Source organism: Nitratireductor aquibiodomus NL21 = JCM 21793 (assembly GCF_000615975.1).
GTDB lineage: Bacteria > Pseudomonadota > Alphaproteobacteria > Rhizobiales > Rhizobiaceae > Nitratireductor > Nitratireductor aquibiodomus.
Genome location: NZ_BAMP01000082.1, coordinates 1 through 18,352, shown reverse-complemented (window position 1 = coordinate 18,352; position 18,352 = coordinate 1). Strand labels below are relative to the sequence as shown.

The 18,352-nt window shown below is 60.1% G+C and carries 11 protein-coding genes, 1 tRNA gene and 4 pseudogenes; 15 read left to right on the top strand and 1 reads right to left on the bottom strand.

The genetic code is table 11. The features are described from left to right. From JCM21793_RS28900 to JCM21793_RS18145, 11 genes and pseudogenes are all read left to right on the top strand, one after another. Positions 1-100: EF-Tu C-terminal domain-related protein (locus JCM21793_RS28900; RefSeq protein ID WP_502685580.1), on the top strand; the 100-nt coding region annotated here is incomplete at its 5' end. 546 nt (positions 101-646) lie between these two features. Further along, positions 647-722 (top strand) — tRNA-Trp (locus JCM21793_RS18195). Positions 723-1,021: 299 nt separating this feature from the next. Then, the gene (gene secE / locus JCM21793_RS18190) at positions 1,022-1,225 is read left to right on the top strand and encodes a preprotein translocase subunit SecE (RefSeq protein ID WP_007010606.1); all 204 of its coding nucleotides are present in this window, start codon (positions 1,022-1,024) and stop codon (positions 1,223-1,225) included. Positions 1,226-1,254: 29 nt separating this feature from the next. Further along, positions 1,255-1,781, top strand: a pseudogene (gene nusG / locus JCM21793_RS26875) (transcription termination/antitermination protein NusG). Positions 1,782-1,917: 136 nt separating this feature from the next. Continuing rightward, on the top strand, positions 1,918-2,346 hold the full coding sequence (gene rplK / locus JCM21793_RS18180) for a 50S ribosomal protein L11 (protein WP_007010608.1): 429 nt from the start codon (positions 1,918-1,920) through the stop codon (positions 2,344-2,346). A gap of 4 nt (positions 2,347-2,350) precedes the next feature. Beyond that, positions 2,351-3,054, top strand: a pseudogene (rplA, locus tag JCM21793_RS18175) (50S ribosomal protein L1). Positions 3,055-3,397: 343 nt separating this feature from the next. Then, positions 3,398-3,916 carry a 50S ribosomal protein L10 gene (rplJ, locus tag JCM21793_RS18170; RefSeq protein ID WP_007010610.1) on the top strand — a complete coding sequence of 173 codons (519 nt, stop codon included), beginning with the start codon at positions 3,398-3,400 and terminating at the stop codon, positions 3,914-3,916. Between the two features lie 51 nt (positions 3,917-3,967). Further along, complete coding sequence (gene rplL / locus JCM21793_RS18165) at positions 3,968-4,345, top strand: 50S ribosomal protein L7/L12 (RefSeq protein ID WP_007010611.1); 378 nt, start codon at positions 3,968-3,970, stop codon at positions 4,343-4,345. A gap of 181 nt (positions 4,346-4,526) precedes the next feature. Further along, positions 4,527-8,663, top strand: a pseudogene (rpoB, locus tag JCM21793_RS26870) (DNA-directed RNA polymerase subunit beta). A 148-nt stretch (positions 8,664-8,811) separates the two neighbouring features. After that, the gene (gene rpoC, locus JCM21793_RS18155) at positions 8,812-13,011 is read left to right on the top strand and encodes a DNA-directed RNA polymerase subunit beta' (protein ID WP_007010613.1); all 4,200 of its coding nucleotides are present in this window, start codon (positions 8,812-8,814) and stop codon (positions 13,009-13,011) included. Positions 13,012-13,163: 152 nt separating this feature from the next. Continuing rightward, positions 13,164-14,255 (top strand): esterase-like activity of phytase family protein, encoded by a 1,092-nt coding sequence (locus tag JCM21793_RS18145; protein WP_025031267.1) that lies wholly within the window; start codon positions 13,164-13,166, stop codon positions 14,253-14,255. 170 nt (positions 14,256-14,425) lie between these two features. Here JCM21793_RS18145 and JCM21793_RS18140 read toward each other — a convergent pair whose 3' ends face one another. Beyond that, on the bottom strand, positions 14,426-14,707 hold the full coding sequence (locus JCM21793_RS18140; protein WP_007010615.1) for a hypothetical protein: 282 nt from the start codon (positions 14,705-14,707) through the stop codon (positions 14,426-14,428). Positions 14,708-15,173: 466 nt separating this feature from the next. Between JCM21793_RS18140 and rpsL the strand changes: the two genes are divergently transcribed. The 4 genes and pseudogenes from rpsL to JCM21793_RS26865 form a co-directional block, all read left to right on the top strand. After that, positions 15,174-15,545, top strand: coding sequence for a 30S ribosomal protein S12 (rpsL, locus tag JCM21793_RS18135; RefSeq protein ID WP_007010616.1), 372 nt, complete (start codon positions 15,174-15,176; stop codon positions 15,543-15,545). A gap of 60 nt (positions 15,546-15,605) precedes the next feature. Continuing rightward, complete coding sequence (gene rpsG, locus JCM21793_RS18130) at positions 15,606-16,076, top strand: 30S ribosomal protein S7 (protein ID WP_007010617.1); 471 nt, start codon at positions 15,606-15,608, stop codon at positions 16,074-16,076. Positions 16,077-16,103: 27 nt separating this feature from the next. Then, positions 16,104-18,194, top strand: a complete 2,091-nt coding sequence (gene fusA, locus JCM21793_RS18125; RefSeq protein WP_025031266.1) for an elongation factor G — start codon at positions 16,104-16,106, stop codon at positions 18,192-18,194. A 75-nt stretch (positions 18,195-18,269) separates the two neighbouring features. Then, positions 18,270-18,352, top strand: a pseudogene (locus JCM21793_RS26865) (GTP-binding protein); the annotation flags it as partial.

Sequence of the window (18,352 nt, the reverse complement as noted above, 5' to 3'; positions counted from 1 at the left end):
ACTGATCGTGCCGATCGCCATGGAAGAGAAGCTGCGCTTCGCTATCCGTGAAGGCGGCCGCACCGTCGGTGCCGGCATCGTCGCATCGATCACTGAGTGATCGATGCGGCGTTGCCGAAAGCAACCGACGCGGATAATGCCAAAACGGGCGCAAGCGCGTTTTGGCGCGGTGCCGGCATCGTCGCATCGATCACGGAGTGATCAGTCAGGAGCCGTTGTCATAAGTGACGACTGCGACACCTAGGATTTTCAGGCGGGGCGCTGGATACAGCGCCCCGTTTTTTATGCCCGAAGGGTGAGGGACAATGGCGAGAGTGCTTCTTGGCCTGTTGATCGTTTTCGCGATGGCGGGGATGCAGCAGGCATCGGCGGCGCGAAACTGTCCCGAACGCCCGCCGTGCAAAGGGTGCGGCTGTAAGGGCGGTCCCGGATATCGCGCGCCGGATGGGAAGTGCGTCAGTTTCAAGAACATCCATCGCAAGTGCGGTACGCCGCCTGAAAAGCGCTGCATCTTCGAGAACGCCCCGGGTACGGGAGCCAACAAAAGCTGTGCCCTGAAAAGTCAGCGAAAAAAGTGAAGTTTTCGGAGCATCCGGGCAAACTACTTCTTGAACTGAAAATGCGTTTGGGCAATAAGGACGCCGATAGGGGTATAGCTCAGTTGGTAGAGCGGCGGTCTCCAAAACCGCAGGTCGGGGGTTCGAGCCCCTCTGCCCCTGCCAGGACACTGCATCGATGAACCGAACCAGATTGCCTTGAGGCTTCTTGTTGCCACAATATTCCGTTGGGGCTTGCAAGAATCGGAGTTCGGTTCTATGTAGGACAAACAGACACGCGGTGCGTGGAGCCGGGAAAGCGGCTTTACGCGCCTTTGTCGTATGGGTGAAATGTGGAAAACGATTCGGTTTTTCAGGTTTCTTCCGGGCTTGGGGCTGGCCTCGCCGGTCTCGTGCATCTCTCCCGATCTGATCGGGGACAATAAATAACCTGGCTTACCAGGCTTTAGAACCAAGAGCGGCATATGGCGTCGAAAACCACGAATCCTTTCACGTTTCTTCAGCAGGTTCGGTCCGAAACCGCGAAAGTAACGTGGCCCTCGCGGCGTGAGACACTGATCTCTACGGTGATGGTCATCGCATTCGCTACGCTGGCGGCGATCTTCTTTTTCGCTGCCGATCAGCTCATGGCCTACGGCATCGAGCTAATCCTTGGCATTGGCGCCTGATCCTGGACGATTGACGGAGTGCGATTGAAATGACTGCGCGTTGGTACATCGTCCACGCCTATTCGAATTTTGAGAAGAAGGTTGCCGAATCCATTGAGGAGCAGGCGCGCCAGAAGGGGCTGACCAACAAGGTCGAGCAGGTTGTTGTTCCGACCGAGAAGGTCGTGGAAGTGCGTCGCGGCCGCAAGGTTGATGCCGAGCGCAAGTTCTTCCCCGGTTACGTTCTCGTCAAGGCGCAACTCACCGATGCCGTCTTCTCGATGATCAAGAATACGCCGAAAGTGACCGGTTTTCTTGGTGACTCCAAGCCGGTGCCGATCACCGAGCGGAGGCCGAGCGTATCCTGACCCAGGTTCAGGAGGGCGTGGAGCGTCCCAAGCCTTCGGTCACATTCGAGATCGGCGAGCAGGTGCGCGTGGCCGACGGCCCGTTCGCCTCGTTTAACGGCTCCGTTCAGGAAGTGGACGAGGAGCGCTCGCGGCTCAAGGTCGAGGTTTCGATTTTTGGACGGGCCGTGCCCGTCGATCTGGAATTCGGTCAGGTCGAAAAGGGCTGACCGTGTTGCCCCTCAAGGGGCTTCGTCGGTGGAAGGGAAGGGCGGCTTAGCCGGCTGCTGATTTCCGGACCACCAAACTGCAGTGCCGGCCCGTCCTTCCCGAGGTGGCCGGCGTGAACGACAAGGCAGATGAGATATGGCTAAGAAAGTTGCAGGCCTGCTCAAGCTTCAGGTTCCCGCGGGTTCGGCGACACCGTCGCCCCCGATCGGTCCTGCGCTTGGTCAGCGCGGCATCAACATCATGGAGTTCTGCAAGGCATTCAATGCGCAGACCCAGGAGATGGAGAAGGGTTCGCCGATTCCGGTCGTTGTGACCTACTATCAGGACAAGTCCTTCACCTTCACGATGAAGACTCCGCCGGTGAGCTACTTCCTCAAGAAGGCGATCAACCTGAAGTCCGGCTCCAAGGAGCCCGGCAAGGTGGTTGCAGGCAAGATTTCTCGTGACAAGGTGCGCGAGATCGCCGAAGCCAAGATGAAGGACCTGAACGCGACCGACGTCGACGCAGCCATGCGCATGGTCGAGGGTTCTGCGCGGTCCATGGGCCTGGAAGTGGAGGGCTGACGATATGGCGACGAAACTTTCCAAACGCGTTGCGAAGGCCCGTGAAGGCATTGATCGCGACAAGGAATACGCTCTCGACGAGGCCGTTGCGCTCCTGAAGGACCGTGCGACCGCAAAGTTTGACGAGACCATCGAAGTGGCGATGAACCTCGGCGTTGATCCGCGCCACGCGGACCAGATGGTTCGTGGCGTTGTGAACCTGCCGAACGGCACGGGCCGTACGGTTCGCGTTGCTGTCTTCGCCAAGGGTGACAAGGCGGACGAAGCCAAGGCAGCCGGTGCCGACATCGTTGGTGCCGAGGATCTCGTTGAGGTCGTTCAGAAGGGCGAGATCGAGTTCGATCGCTGCATTGCGACGCCGGACATGATGCCGCTGGTCGGCCGTCTGGGCAAGGTGCTCGGCCCGCGTGGCCTGATGCCGAACCCGAAGGTCGGAACGGTTACCGCTGACGTGACCGCTGCGGTCAAGGCTTCCAAGGGTGGCGCCGTCGAATTCCGCGTCGAGAAAGCCGGTATCGTGCATGCAGCGTTGGCAAGGCTTCCTTCGATGCCAAGGCCATTGCCGAGAACGTGCGCGCCTTCACTGATGCGGTGATCAAGGCGAAGCCGGCAGGCGCAAAGGGCAACTATGTGAAGAAGGTGGCAATCACCTCGACCATGGGCCCGGGCCTGCGCATCGACGTGGGCAGCCTCTCGGCCGAAGGCTGATGAATTTCGGGGAGGGCGCTTAGGCGCCTTCCCCAAGACTTTCCAGATCGCAAGATCTGGAAACCGGAAGGAAACTTCCGGAACATCCTGTCCGAGATTGCAGGCGGTTCGCCTTAATCCCTTTTCGGGGGTCTGCATGAGACGGGTGGGACCGGAGACCGGGGCATGCCCCGTTTGAAGGTTCGAACCGTGTTGGCCTTTTGTCCGATGCCGGAATTCCGGTTGGCGAAAGGGGACAGGATCCTCGAGCGTCGCTTGGGTGATCCGAGTTTGCGGATGCCCTGCGGCAAAAGGCAAACCGGCGGATATGTCTTTCGGGACTTTCCGTCAAATGGAGAAGGCAGTGGACAGAGCGGAAAAACGCGAATTCGTCGCGGATCTGAATCAGGTGTTCAGCAACACCGGTTCGGTCGTCGTGGCCCACTATGCCGGTCTGACCGTCGCACAGATGAACGATCTTCGTTCGAAGATGCGCGGTGCAGGTGGCACAGTCAAGGTTGCGAAAAACCGTCTCGCCAAAATCGCCCTTCAGGGAACCCCGTCCGAAAGCATTCAGGCCCTTTTCGAAGGCCAGACCCTGATTGCCTATTCGGACGATCCGGTTGTCGCTCCCAGGGTCGCCAATGACTTCGCCAAGGGCAATGACAGGCTTGTCATTCTCGGCGGTGCCATGGGTGAGACCGCGCTCGACGCCAACGGTGTGAAGGCACTTGCCTCGCTGCCGTCGCTGGACGAGCTGAGAGCGAAGCTGGTCGGCATGATTTCGACGCCGGCTACCCGGATCGCACAGGTTGTCAACGCGCCCGCGGGTCAGCTCGCGCGCGTCTTTGGCGCCTATTCCAAGAAGGACGAGGCGGCGTGATGCCGGTCCTCAAGACCAACAACACAGTTCGAACACAAAAGGAAATGTACAATGGCTGATCTTGCTAAGATCGTTGAAGACCTGTCGAGCCTGACCGTCCTCGAGGCGGCCGAGCTCTCCAAGATGCTTGAAGAGAAGTGGGGCGTCTCCGCTGCTGCTCCGGTGGCTGTTGCCGCTGCTGCAGGCGGTGCTGCCGGTGGCGAAGCTGCTGAAGAGAAGACCGAATTCGACGTCGTTCTCGCCGATGCAGGCGCCCAGAAGATCAACGTCATCAAGGAAGTCCGCGGCATCACGGGTCTCGGCCTGAAGGAAGCCAAGGATCTCGTTGAGTCCGCTCCGAAGCCGATCAAGGAAGGCGTCTCGAAGGACGAAGCCGAGAAGATCAAAGCCCAGCTCGAAGGCGCTGGCGCTAAAGTTGAGCTGAAGTAATTCAGCGTCCGGTCCGCGCGGGTTTTCGATCTGCGCGGACCGGAACACTGAATAACGAACCGAAACCTCTTTCCTGTGAGCCGCGAGCGGCTTTCAGGAAACGGGTTTTTATCCGTTTGGATTGACCGCCGGGATGGCGGTTCACGTGGTGCATGCAAGCCAGGCAGGGCAAGGAGCGACGATGGCCGAGACCCAAACGTTTAATGGTCGCAGGCGGGTACGCAAGTTCTTCGGAAAGATTCCGGAAGTTGCGGAGATGCCGAACCTTATCGAGGTTCAGAAGGCATCCTATGACCAGTTCCTGATGGTCGAGGAGCCCCAGGGCGGGCGTCCTGACGAGGGGCTGCAGGCGGTGTTCAAATCGGTGTTCCCGATTTCGGACTTCGCCGGAACGGCAATGCTCGAATTCGTGAAGTACGAGTTCGAGGATCCGAAATTCGATGTCGACGAGTGCCGGCAGCGCGATCTGACCTTCGCTGCGCCGCTTAAGGTGACGCTGCGCCTGATCGTCTTTGATGTCGATGAGGATACCGGCGCCAAGTCGATCAAGGACATCAAGGAGCAGGACGTCTATATGGGCGACATGCCGCTCATGACGTCCAACGGCACCTTCATCGTCAACGGCACCGAGCGCGTCATCGTTTCGCAGATGCACCGCTCTCCCGGCGTGTTCTTCGATCACGACAAGGGCAAGTCGCATTCTTCGGGCAAGCTTCTGTTTGCCGCCCGCGTCATCCCTTATCGCGGTTCCTGGCTCGACATCGAGTTCGACGCCAAGGACATCGTGCATGCGCGCATCGACCGCCGCCGCAAGTTGCCGGCGACGTCGCTTCTGATGGCGCTCGGCATGGATGCTGAAGAGATCCTGTCAACCTTCTACGATCAGCTCACCTATGTGCGCGACGGTGAAAACTGGCGCGTGCCTTACACGGTCGAGCGCTTTAAGGGTCTGAAGGCAACTACGGACCTGATCGATGCTGACAGCGGGGAAGTTGTCGTCGAGACGGGCAAGAAGATCACCGCGCGTCAGGCAAAGCAGCTTGCTGAAAAGGGCCTGAAAGCGATCCGCGCCACGGAAGACGATCTCTTGGGCAATTACCTTGCAGAAGACATCGTCAATCCCGAGACGGGCGAGATCTTCCTCGAGGCCGGTGACGAGATCGACGAGAAGACGCTGAAAGTCCTGCTCGAGACGGGTGCGACCGAGGTGCATTTCCTCGACATCGACCACGTCAATGTGGGTGGCTACATCCGCAACACGCTGGCTGCCGACAAGAACGAGTCGCGCCAGGACGCGCTGTTTGACATCTACCGTGTCATGCGCCCGGGCGAGCCTCCCACGCTTGAGACGGCGGAGGCGATGTTCCATTCGCTGTTCTTTGATGCCGAGCGCTACGACCTTTCGGCCGTCGGTCGCGTGAAGATGAACATGCGGCTTGAGCTCGATGCGGAAGACACCGTGCGCGTTCTGCGCAAGGAAGACATCGTTGCCGTGGTCAAGACACTGGTCGAGCTGCGCGACGGCAAGGGCGAGATTGACGACATCGACAATCTCGGCAACCGCCGTGTGCGTTCCGTCGGCGAGCTGATGGAAAACCAGTACCGCGTCGGTCTTCTGCGCATGGAGCGCGCGATCAAGGAGCGTATGTCCTCGATCGAGATCGACACGGTCATGCCGCAGGACCTGATCAACGCGAAGCCGGCGGCCGCCGCCGTGCGCGAGTTCTTCGGTTCCTCGCAGCTCTCGCAGTTCATGGATCAGACCAACCCGCTCTCCGAGATCACCCACAAGCGTCGCCTTTCGGCGCTTGGACCGGGCGGTCTGACACGTGAGCGTGCGGGCTTCGAAGTGCGCGACGTGCACCCGACCCACTATGGCCGCATCTGCCCGATTGAGACGCCGGAAGGCCCGAATATCGGTCTGATCAACTCGCTGGCTACCTTTGCCCGCGTGAACAAGTACGGCTTCATCGAAAGCCCGTACCGCAAGATCGTCGATGGCAAGGTCACGCAGGACGTCGTCTATCTGTCGGCCATGGAAGAAGCCAAGCACTATGTCGCCCAGGCCAATGCTCCATTGGCGAAGACGGCAGCTTCACGGACGAGTTCGTCATCTGCCGCCACGCCGGCGAGGTGATGATGGCGCCGCGTGAGAATGTCGACCTGATGGACGTGTCGCCGAAGCAGCTCGTTTCGGTCGCGGCCGCGCTCATTCCGTTCCTCGAGAACGATGACGCCAACCGCGCACTGATGGGCTCGAACATGCAGCGTCAGGCCGTGCCGCTGGTGCGGGCTGAAGCGCCGTTTGTCGGCACCGGCATGGAGCCGATCGTGGCACGCGATTCCGGCGCTGCGATCGCAGCACGCCGGACCGGTGTGGTCGACCAGGTGGACGCAACGCGTATCGTTATCCGTGCAACGGAAGACGTCGACGCGTCGCGTTCTGGCGTCGATATCTACCGTCTGATGAAGTTCCAGCGTTCGAACCAGAACACCTGCGTCAACCAGCGTCCGCTGGTGCGCGTGGGCGATCTGATCAACAAGGGCGACATCATCGCCGATGGTCCGTCCACGGATCTTGGTGATCTGGCGCTTGGCCGCAACGTGCTCGTCGCGTTCATGCCGTGGAACGGCTACAACTACGAGGACTCCATCCTTTTGTCCGAGCGCATCGTTCGCGATGACGTCTTCACCTCCATTCACATCGAGGAATTCGAGGTGATGGCGCGTGACACGAAGCTTGGACCGGAAGAAATCACGCGCGACATTCCTAACGTTTCGGAAGAAGCGCTGAAGAACCTCGACGAAGCCGGCATCACCTATATCGGCGCTGAAGTTCAGCCGGGCGATATCCTGGTCGGCAAGATCACACCGAAGGGCGAAAGCCCGATGACGCCGGAAGAAAAGCTTCTGCGCGCCATCTTCGGTGAGAAGGCTTCGGACGTTCGTGACACCTCCATGCGCATGCCGCCTGGCACGTATGGCACGGTCGTGGAAGTGCGCGTCTTCAACCGCCACGGCGTTGAGAAGGACGAGCGCGCCATGGCGATCGAGCGCGAGGAAATCGAGCGTCTCGCAAAGGACCGTGATGACGAGCAGTCGATCCTCGACCGCAACGTCTATGCGCGTCTGGCCGACATGCTGGACGGCAAGCAGGCGATTGCCGGCCCGAAGGGCTTCAAGAAGGGCGGCGCGCTTTCCGCGGAGGTTCTCGACGAGTATCCCCGCTCGCAGTGGTGGCAGTTTGCCGTCGAGGACGAGCAGCAGCAGGAAGCGCTCGAAGCGCTGCGTGCCCAGTACGACGAGTCCAAGAAGGCGCTTGAGCAGCGCTTCATGGACAAGGTCGAGAAGGTGCAGCGCGGCGACGAGATGCCGCCCGGCGTCATGAAGATGGTCAAGGTCTTCGTCGCCGTTAAGCGCAAGATGCAGCCCGGCGATAAGATGGCCGGCCGTCACGGCAACAAGGGTGTCGTGTCGCGCATCGTTCCGGTCGAAGACATGCCGTTCCTGGAGGATGGCCAGCATGTGGACATCGTGCTCAACCCTCTGGGTGTGCCGAGCCGCATGAATGTCGGCCAGATTCTGGAAACGCATCTGGGCTGGGCCTGTGCGGGCATGGGCCAGCAGATCGGCGAGCTGATCGACAGCTACAAGGAAAGTGGCGACATCAAGCCGCTGCGCCAGACGATCGAGGCGGTCATTCCCGAGAACGACCGCAACGAGCCGGTTCGCCAGTATGACGATGAAAGCGTCGTGCGGTGGGTGAGCAGATGCGTCGCGGCGTGTCCATCGCCACGCCGGTCTTCGACGGCGCACATGAGGCGGACGTCAATGACATGCTGGCGCAGGCAGGCATGCAGACCAGCGGTCAGGTTACGCTTTACGATGGGCGTACGGGTGAGCCGTTCGACCGTCAGGTGACCGTCGGCTACATCTACATGCTGAAGCTGCACCACCTTGTGGACGACAAGATCCACGCCCGTTCGATCGGCCGTACTCGCTCGTTACCCAGCAGCCGCTGGGTGGTAAGGCGCAGTTCGGTGGCCAGCGCTTCGGTGAGATGGAGGTCTGGGCGCTGGAAGCTTACGGTGCGGCCTACACGCTGCAGGAAATGCTGACCGTGAAGTCGGACGACGTGGCAGGCCGTACCAAGGTCTACGAAGCCATCGTGCGCGGCGACGACACGTTCGAGGCGGGCATTCCGGAGAGCTTCAACGTTCTCGTCAAGGAAATGCGTTCTCTCGGCCTCAATGTGGAGCTGGAAAACTCCCGCATTGACGCGGCCGAGGCCGAGCAGCTGCCCGACGCTGCGGAATAAGCGTTATCGCGTGTCGCAGGAAAAACCTGCGGCACGCATCGTCGTTCGCAAGGCAGCATAGCGGCCAAGCATTTGAACCGGTGGGACACGCGGCGGCAGTCTTCACCGAAGTTTAAAAGGGACAAGGCGTCCCGAAAAGGAGATCGGCATGAACCAAGAGGTCATGAATCTTTTCAACCCTCAGGCGCCGGCACAGACTTTCGACTCGATCAGGATTTCTCTGGCCAGCCCCGAGAAGATCCTGTCCTGGTCGTATGGCGAGATCAAAAAGCCCGAGACCATCAACTATCGTACGTTCAAGCCCGAGCGTGACGGTCTCTTCTGCGCACGCATCTTCGGTCCGATCAAGGACTATGAGTGCCTGTGCGGCAAGTACAAGCGCATGAAGTACAAGGGCGTCATCTGCGAGAAGTGCGGCGTTGAAGTCACGCTGTCGCGGGTGCGTCGCGAGCGCATGGGCCACATCGAACTGGCCGCACCTGTCGCGCATATCTGGTTCCTGAAGTCACTGCCGTCGCGCATCGGCACGCTGCTCGATATGACCCTGAAGGATATCGAGCGGGTTCTCTACTTCGAGAATTACATCGTGACCGAGCCCGGCCTGACGGCGCTCAAGGAGAACCAGCTTCTCTCCGAAGAAGAGTATCTGATCGCGGTCGACGAGTATGGCGAAGACCAGTTCACCGCCATGATCGGCGCCGAGGCGATCCATCACCTGCTGGAATCGATGGACCTCGACACGATTGCGGGTGATCTGCGTTCGGAGCTGGCATCCACCACGTCGGAGCTGAAGCAGAAGAAGCTTCTGAAGCGCCTCAAGGTGGTTGAGAACTTCCTCGAGTCGGGCAACCGTCCCGAGTGGATGATCATGAAGATCGTGCCGGTCATCCCGCCGGACCTGCGCCCGCTGGTTCCGCTGGATGGCGGTCGCTTTGCGACGTCCGATCTCAACGACCTTTACCGCCGTGTGATCAACCGCAACAACCGTCTGAAGCGCCTCATCGAGCTGCGCGCACCGGGCATCATTATCCGCAACGAGAAGCGCATGCTTCAGGAGGCCGTTGACGCGCTGTTCGACAATGGCCGCCGCGGCCGTGTCATCACCGGTGCCAACAAGCGTCCGCTGAAGTCGCTCTCTGACATGCTGAAGGGCAAGCAGGGCCGCTTCCGCCAGAACCTGCTCGGCAAGCGCGTCGACTATTCGGGCCGTTCGGTGATCGTGACCGGTCCCGAGCTCAAGCTGCACCAGTGCGGTCTGCCGAAGAAGATGGCGCTCGAGCTGTTCAAGCCGTTCATCTACGCGCGTCTCGACGCGAAGGGCTATTCGTCCACCGTCAAGCAGGCAAAGAAGCTGGTCGAGAAGGAAAAGCCGGAAGTCTGGGATATCCTGGACGAGGTTATCCGCGAGCATCCGGTTCTTCTGAACCGCGCGCCGACGCTGCACCGTCTGGGCATCCAGGCGTTCGAGCCGGTGCTGATCGAAGGCAAGGCGATCCAGCTTCACCCGCTGGTCTGTACGGCGTTTAATGCCGACTTCGACGGTGACCAGATGGCCGTTCACGTGCCGCTTTCGCTGGAAGCCCAGCTCGAAGCGCGCGTCCTGATGATGTCGACCAACAACATCCTGCACCCGGCCTCCGGCGCACCGATCATCGTGCCGTCGCAGGACATGGTTCTCGGACTCTACTACCTGTCCATCATGAACCAGAACGAGCCGGGCGAGGGCATGGTCTTTGCCGATATGGGCGAGCTGCACCATGCGCTGGAGAACAAGGTCGTCACGCTGCACACCAAGATCAAGGGCCGTTTCAAGACGGTCGATGCGGAAGGCAATCTCGTTTCGCAGATCCACGAGACGACGCCTGGCCGTATGATCGTTGGCGAGCTCCTGCCGAAGAACCACAATGTGCCCTTCGACATCTGCAACCAGGAACTGACCAAGAAGAACATCTCCAAGATGATCGATACGGTCTACCGTCACTGCGGTCAGAAAGAGACGGTTATCTTCTGTGACCGCGTCATGCAGCTCGGCTTCGGCCATGCCTGCCGCGCCGGCATTTCCTTCGGCAAGGACGACATGGTTATTCCGGACACCAAGGAAAACCTGGTGGCCGAGACCGAAGCGCTCGCCAAGGAATACGAGCAGCAGTACAATGACGGCCTGATCACGCAGGGCGAGAAGTACAACAAAGTCGTCGACGCCTGGGCCAAGTGCTCGGAAAAGGTCGCCGATGAGATGATGAAGCGCATCAAGGCGGTCGAGTTTAACGAAGACGGTCGTCAGAAGCCGATGAACTCGGTCTACATGATGTCGCATTCCGGTGCACGTGGCTCGCCGGCGCAGATGCGTCAGCTTGCCGGCATGCGCGGCCTGATGGCCCGTCCGGATGGCTCCATCATCGAGACGCCGATCATCTCGAACTTCAAGGAAGGCCTGACCGTGATGGAGTACTTCAACTCCACCCACGGTGCCCGTAAGGGTCTGGCCGACACGGCTCTGAAGACGGCGAATTCGGGTTATCTCACCCGCCGTCTGGTTGACGTGGCTCAGGACTGCATTGTCACCGTGCCCGATTGCGGCACCGACAAGGGCCTGACCATGCAGCCGATCGTCGACGCCGGTCAGGTGGTTGCTTCCATCGGTCAGCGTGTGCTGGGGCGCACCGCGCTTGATGACATCATCAACCCCGCAACCGACGAGGTCATCGTTTCGGCCGGGCGTCTGATTGACGAGCGCGATGTCGAAGCCATTGAAAAGGCAGGCATCCAGTCTGTCCGCATCCGTTCGGCGCTGACCTGTGAAGTCCGCAGCGGTGTCTGCGCGATCTGTTACGGTCGTGACCTTGCGCGTGGTACGCCGGTCAATATCGGCGAGGCCGTTGGTGTCATCGCCGCCCAGTCGATCGGTGAACCGGGTACCCAGCTCACCATGCGTACCTTCCACATGGGCGGTACGGCGCAGGTGGTCGATCAGTCGTTCCTCGAAGCTTCCTTCGAAGGCACGGTCAAGGTCCGCAACCGCAATGTGGTGCGCAATTCCGAAGGCGATCTCGTGGTGATGGGCCGCAACATGGCGGTTCTGATCCTGGACGAGAACGGCGAGGAGCGCGCAAGCCACCGTCTCACCTATGGCTCGCGTCTGTTCATTGACGAGGGCGACAAGGTGAAGCGCGGCCAGCGCATCTCCGAGTGGGATCCCTATACGCGCCCGATGCTGACCGAGGTGGAAGGCACCGTTGCCTTCGAGGACCTGGTCGACGGTGTGTCGGTTCAGGAAACGGCGGACGAATCCACCGGCATCACCAAGCGTGAGGTCATCGACTGGCGGTCGACGCCGCGCGGAACCGACCTGAAGCCGGCGCTGACGGTGCTCGATGCCAAGGGCAAGGTGGCAAAGCTCGCCCGTGGTGGCGATGCGCGCTTCCTGCTGTCGGTGGAGACGGTTCTTTCCGTGGAGCCGGGCTCCAAGGTCAAGCCGGGCGACGTGATTGCCCGTATCCCGACCGAGAGTGCCCGCACCAAGGACATCACCGGTGGTCTGCCGCGCGTTGCGGAACTTTTCGAGGCCCGTCGTCCGAAAGATCACGCCATCATCGCCGAGATCGATGGCACGATCCGCTTCGGCCGCGACTACAAGAACAAGCGCCGCATCGTCATCGAGCCGCATGACTCGACGCTGGAGCCCGCGGAGTATCTCATTCCCAAGGGCAAGCCGTTCCATCTTCAGGACGGAGACCAGATCGAGAAAGGCGACTTCATTCTCGACGGTAACCCGGCGCCGCACGACATCCTGGCGATCAAGGGCGTGGAGGCTCTGGCTTCCTACCTGGTCAACGAAATCCAGGAGGTCTATCGCTTGCAGGGCGTGTTGATCAACGACAAGCACATCGAGGTGATCGTTCGCCAGATGCTGCAGAAGATCGAGATCACGGCACAGGGCGACTCGACCTACATTCCGGGCGACCATGTCGACTCGGTCGAGTTCGAGGAGATCAACGAGCGTCTGGTGGAAGAGGGCAAGAAGCCGGCCGAAGGCCAGCCGGTCCTCCTCGGCATCACCAAGGCTTCGCTGCAGACACCGTCCTTCATCTCGGCGGCCTCCTTCCAGGAAACCACACGCGTGCTGACCGAGGCGGCTGTCGCCGGCAAGATCGACACGCTGCAGGGCTTGAAGGAGAACGTCATTGTCGGCCGTCTCATCCCGGCCGGTACGGGTGGCGCCATGAGCCAGGTTCGCCGGATCGCGCGCTCGCGCGACGATCTGATCCTGGACGAGCGGCGCAAGAGCTCGGGCGCCGAGATGGCCGATCCGATGATCGCCGACATGACGACAAGCGCTGCCGAATAATCGGCAGACCGCTTCTCAGAAAAATGCAAGAGCCGGGCCCTGCGCCCGGCTTTTCTTTTGGCGGTCCACCGTCATGGTCGCATGCCTGTCATCCGACTGGATCATGAGGCTTCCGGGGCGCGCATTCCCGCCCGTTTTTTGGAGAAGTTCTCATGTTCAAAAAGTTGGTCCTCGCTGCGGCATTGTCCGTTTCGGTGCAGTCTCTCGCCCTCGCAGACGCCATGATGAAGCCCGCCTATCTCGGCGAAATCGTTCTTCCTAGCGGCCTTATGATCTCGGGCGTCGAGTTCGGCGGCATATCGGGCCTGGACTATGATGCAGAGGCGGGGGTGTTTTATGCGATTTCGGATGACCGGTCGGAGAAAGCGCCGGCGCGGTTCTATCGGCTGAAGCTTGCGATCGAGAAAGATGGCGTGAAGGGCGTCGATATCATCTCCAGCCATGTGTTGCAGGAGGAGAACGGCGGGCCGTTCGCGCCCAAAACGATCGATCCCGAAGCTATCCGCTTCGACGCTTCGCGCCAGAGCGTGTTCTGGTCGAGTGAACGCGACGCCGCGGGCAATCCGACGCTCTACGAGGCTGGACCGGACGGTGCATTCAAGCGCAGCTTCGCGATCCCTGAAGCCTATCTGCCGGACGCCGCCGGCGAACGGGGCATCCGCAACAATCTGGGGTTTGAAGGGCTGACGCTCTCGGTCGATGGAGAGACCGTCTGGGTCGCGACCGAGAATGCGCTCGTTCAGGATGGCCCAAAGGCGACGCTTGAAGCCGGAAGCCCGTCGCGCATTCTTGGCTTCAATGTGGAAAGTGGCGAGCCGGTCGCCGAGTATGTCTACGAAACCGGCCCGATTCACCGGAAATCCGAAACCGAGCCCTATTACAACGATAACGGTCTGACGGAGATACTGGAGATCGAAGCCGGCAGGTTTCTTGCGGTCGAGCGTTCCTTTGCACTGGGGACTGGAAACGAGATCAATCTCTATATCGTCGAAACGGCAGGTGCGAGCGACATTCTCGGCGCGGAGAGCATTGCCGACCTTGATGTCACGCCGGTCAGGAAGGCGCATGTTCTGAAGATCGGGGAAGGGGATTTCGGGCTCGACGTGGACAACATCGAAGCGGTCTCCTGGGGACCGGATGTCGTCGGCAAACGAACTCTCGTCATGGCCTCCGACAACAACTTCAATCCCAATGGCCAGTTCTCACAGTTTGTTGTGTTCACGCTGGAACCGGCGCTAAACTAGATCGCCGTGCGTGGCCTGCGGAAGAAGCCCGGCTGACAGCCGGGCTTCTTCGGAGACTGCATCATTCGACCATTTCTCGGAAACCCCGCTCGGGGGCACTCTACCGTTTTCCCAATGCGTGTGGATGTCCGGGCGGTCCCTTCTGGCTGTGAACGCCGTGGGGTCAGGACCTAGATTGGTTCGTCAAACGTGACGATCGCGATTTCGCCTTCAAGCGCGCCCTGCCAGGCGGAGAGGTGAGGCTCCTCGTCCGGCTCCCCCTCCATGTCCCCGATTCGATCGAGCTCAGCCTCGGCGTAGCCTTCGCGGGCAAGGGCCTCCAGAGCGAGCCGCACGGCGGTGTCGTCGTCGGGTGCGAGCAGCATGATGTGCACACCTTCGCTTTCCTCGCCCTTTTCCCGCCAGACGCGGCCGGTAATGATGGTGACCGCGCGTTCTTCCGATTCGTTCATCGTTTTTCCTGATTCTTACCAAACGGCGAATGCCTGTATTGCGAGGCCCGTTTTTCGCATGCGGCCCTGGAAAATGACAGGGGAACGACGCGGTTTCGCTTCGAAAACCCGCCCGATTGAGCAATATTGTGTCGTTGCGCCTCGCTACCGCCGTGGCGCCGGTGTTTGCGCCAGATAATTGCGCGGTTGGGGTTGACGGTTAACCGACATGCGAGTAATACCCGCTTCGTCCGAGCCGATGTGAGGCTTTTTCTTTCGGGGCGACGCGCCCCGGATCAGGTCTCAAACAGGGTTCGTTTTTGCGAGCGACAGAATTTGCGGCGCATGAAGCGGAAGCGCTTCCTCTGCTGTATGTCCGGGCAAGACCGTTAAAGCGGTTTGGCAGCCCGGATTTATGCATTAACGCAGACTGTTCTTGAAGCGGCCCTCGGGCTTGAGACACGGAATTGTAACAAGGGAAGGTTTGATGCCTACCGTTAACCAGTTGATCCGCAAGCCGCGCATTGCGCCGGTTAAGCGCAATAAGGTTCCGGCCATGCAGGCCAACCCGCAGAAGCGGGGCGTTTGTACGCGCGTCTACACCACGACGCCGAAGAAGCCGAACTCGGCTATGCGTAAGGTGGCGAAGATCCGCCTTGCCAATGGCTTCGAGGTCATCGGTTATATCCCGGGTGAGGGGCATAACCTTCAGGAGCACTCCGTGGTCATGATCCGCGGCGGCCGCGTGAAGGACCTTCCGGGTGTGCGCTACCACATTATCCGTGGTGTGCTCGACACGCAGGGTGTCAAGAACCGCAAGCAGCGTCGTTCCAAATACGGCGCCAAGCGTCCGAAGTAGGTTTCCCGGCTTCGGCGCTTTGTTTTTGAGCCGGGCCTTCGAAGGTAAGAGACGAAAAACATGTCCCGACGCCATCGCGCAGAAAAGCGAGAGATCAACCCCGATCCGAAATTCGGTGACACGGTTGTAACGAAGTTCATGAACGCCATCATGCTTGATGGCAAAAAGTCCGCTGCGGAACGTATCGTTTACGGTGCGTTCGAGCAGGTGGAGGACAAGCTGAAGCAGGAGCCTGTTGGTGTGTTCCATCAGGCGCTCGAGAACGTTGCTCCGCACGTTGAGGTTCGTTCCCGCCGTGTTGGTGGTGCGACCTACCAGGTGCCGGTTGATGTTCGTCCCGAGCGTCGTCAGGCCCTGGCCATCCGTTGGCTGATTTCTGCTGCACGCAAGCGCAACGAGACGACCATGGTCGATCGCCTTTCCGGCGAACTGCTCGATGCAGCCAACAATCGCGGCACTGCCGTCAAGAAGCGCGAAGACACGCACAAGATGGCTGAGGCCAACCGCGCGTTCTCGCACTACCGCTGGTAGCCTTACGGATCGAAGAGGTACACGACGATGTCCCGCGAATATAAGCTCGAAGACTACCGCAACTTCGGTATCATGGCGCATATCGACGCCGGCAAGACGACGACGACCGAGCGCATTCTTTTCTACACCGGCAAGTCCCACAAGATCGGCGAAGTGCATGATGGCGCTGCGACGATGGACTGGATGGAGCAGGAGCAGGAGCGCGGGATCACGATCACGTCTGCTGCCACGACCACCTTCTGGGAAGGCCGTGACGGCAAGAAGCGCCGCTTCAACATCATTGACACGCCCGGACACGTCGACTTCACGATTGAAGTGGAGCGTTCGCTGCGCGTTCTCGACGGTGCGGTTGCACTGCTTGACGCCAACGCCGGCGTCGAGCCGCAGACGGAAACTGTCTGGCGCCAGGCGGACAAGTACAAAGTCCCGCGCATGATCTTCTGTAACAAGATGGACAAGATCGGCGCTGACTTCTACCGCTCGGCGGAGATGGTCAAGACCCGTCTTGGTGCGCAGGCTGTCGTCATGCAGCTCCCCATCGGTGCTGAGAACGAATTTGCCGGCGTTGTTGATCTGATCGAGATGAACGCGCTTGTCTGGCAGTCCGAGAACCTTGGCGCTGCCTGGGACATCGTCGAGATCCCCGCTGATCTTCAGGCGAAGGCCGAAGAGTACCGCGAGGCTCTTATCGAGGCTGCCGTCGAGATGGACGAAGGCGCGATGGAGCGTTACCTCGAAGGCGAGATGCCCTCGAATGACGAGATCCGTAAGCTCATCCGTAAGGGCACCATCGAGGTCAAGTTCTTCCCGATGTTCTGCGGCTCCGCCTTCAAGAACAAGGGTGTTCAGCCGCTGCTCGACGCCGTTGTGGACTTCCTGCCGTCTCCGATGGACGTTCCGTCGATCAAGGGCATCGACCCCAAGACCGAAGCAGAGATTGCTCGCAAGTCGTCTGACGAAGAGCCTGTCTCCATGCTGGCCTTCAAGATCATGAACGATCCGTTCGTTGGCTCGCTCACCTTCTGTCGCATCTATTCGGGTGTGCTGAACAAGGGTTCTTCGCTGGCCAACACGGTGAAGGACAAGCGCGAGCGCATCGGCCGCATGTTGCAGATGCACTCCAACTCCCGTTCCGATCTCGAAGTGGCTTACGCAGGCGACATCGTCGCCCTGGCCGGCCTCAAGGAGACCACGACGGGCGACACGCTTTGCGATCCGACCAAGCCGGTCATTCTCGAGCGCATGGAGTTCCCGGATCCGGTGATCCAGATCGCTATCGAGCCGAAGACCAAGGGCGACCAGGAGAAGATGGGCCTCGCGCTCAATCGTCTGGCAGCCGAGGATCCGTCCTTCCGCGTCAAGTCCGACGAGGAATCCGGTCAGACCATTATCGCCGGCATGGGCGAGCTTCACCTCGACATCATCGTCGACCGCCTGAAGCGTGAATTCAAGGTTGAGGCCAATGTGGGCGCTCCGCAGGTTGCATACCGCGAGACGATCACCCGCGAAGCCGAAATCGACTACACGCACAAGAAGCAGTCCGGTGGTTCGGGCCAGTTCGCCCGCGTCAAGATCGTGTTTGCGCCGAACACCGAGAGCGAGGAATTCGAGTTCGAATCCAAGATCGTCGGCGGTTCGGTTCCGAAGGAATACATTCCCGGCGTCCAGAAGGGCATCGAGAGCGTTCTTTCCTCCGGTCCGGTTGCGGGCTTCCCGATGCTCGGCGTGAAGGCCACGCTGATCGACGGTGCCTATCACGACGTCGACTCTTCGGTTCTCGCCTTCGAAATCGCTGCTCGTGCAGCATTCCGTGAAGGCGCCCAGAAGGCCGGTGCTCAGCTCCTTGAGCCGATCATGAAGGTCGAGGTTGTGACGCCGGAAGAGTATGTGGGCAGCATCATTGGTGACCTGAACGGGCGTCGTGGCCAGATTCAGGGCCAGGAAGCACGCGGTATCGCTACGGTGATCAACGCCATGGTGCCGCTGGCCAACATGTTCAAATACGTCGATACACTGCGTTCGATGTCGCAGGGCCGCGCCCAGTACACGATGCAGTTCGATCATTACGAGCCGGTCCCCAGCGCGGTGGCGCAGGAGATCCAGAAGAAATACGCGTAATCCGCTCAGATGCGTTCGTTACGGATTATCGAGAGTTGAAAGAGCCCGGACGGGCACAAGGAATGGAGAGCTCACATGGCCAAAGGTAAATTTGAGCGTACGAAGCCGCATGTGAACATCGGCACGATTGGTCACGTTGACCACGGCAAGACGTCATT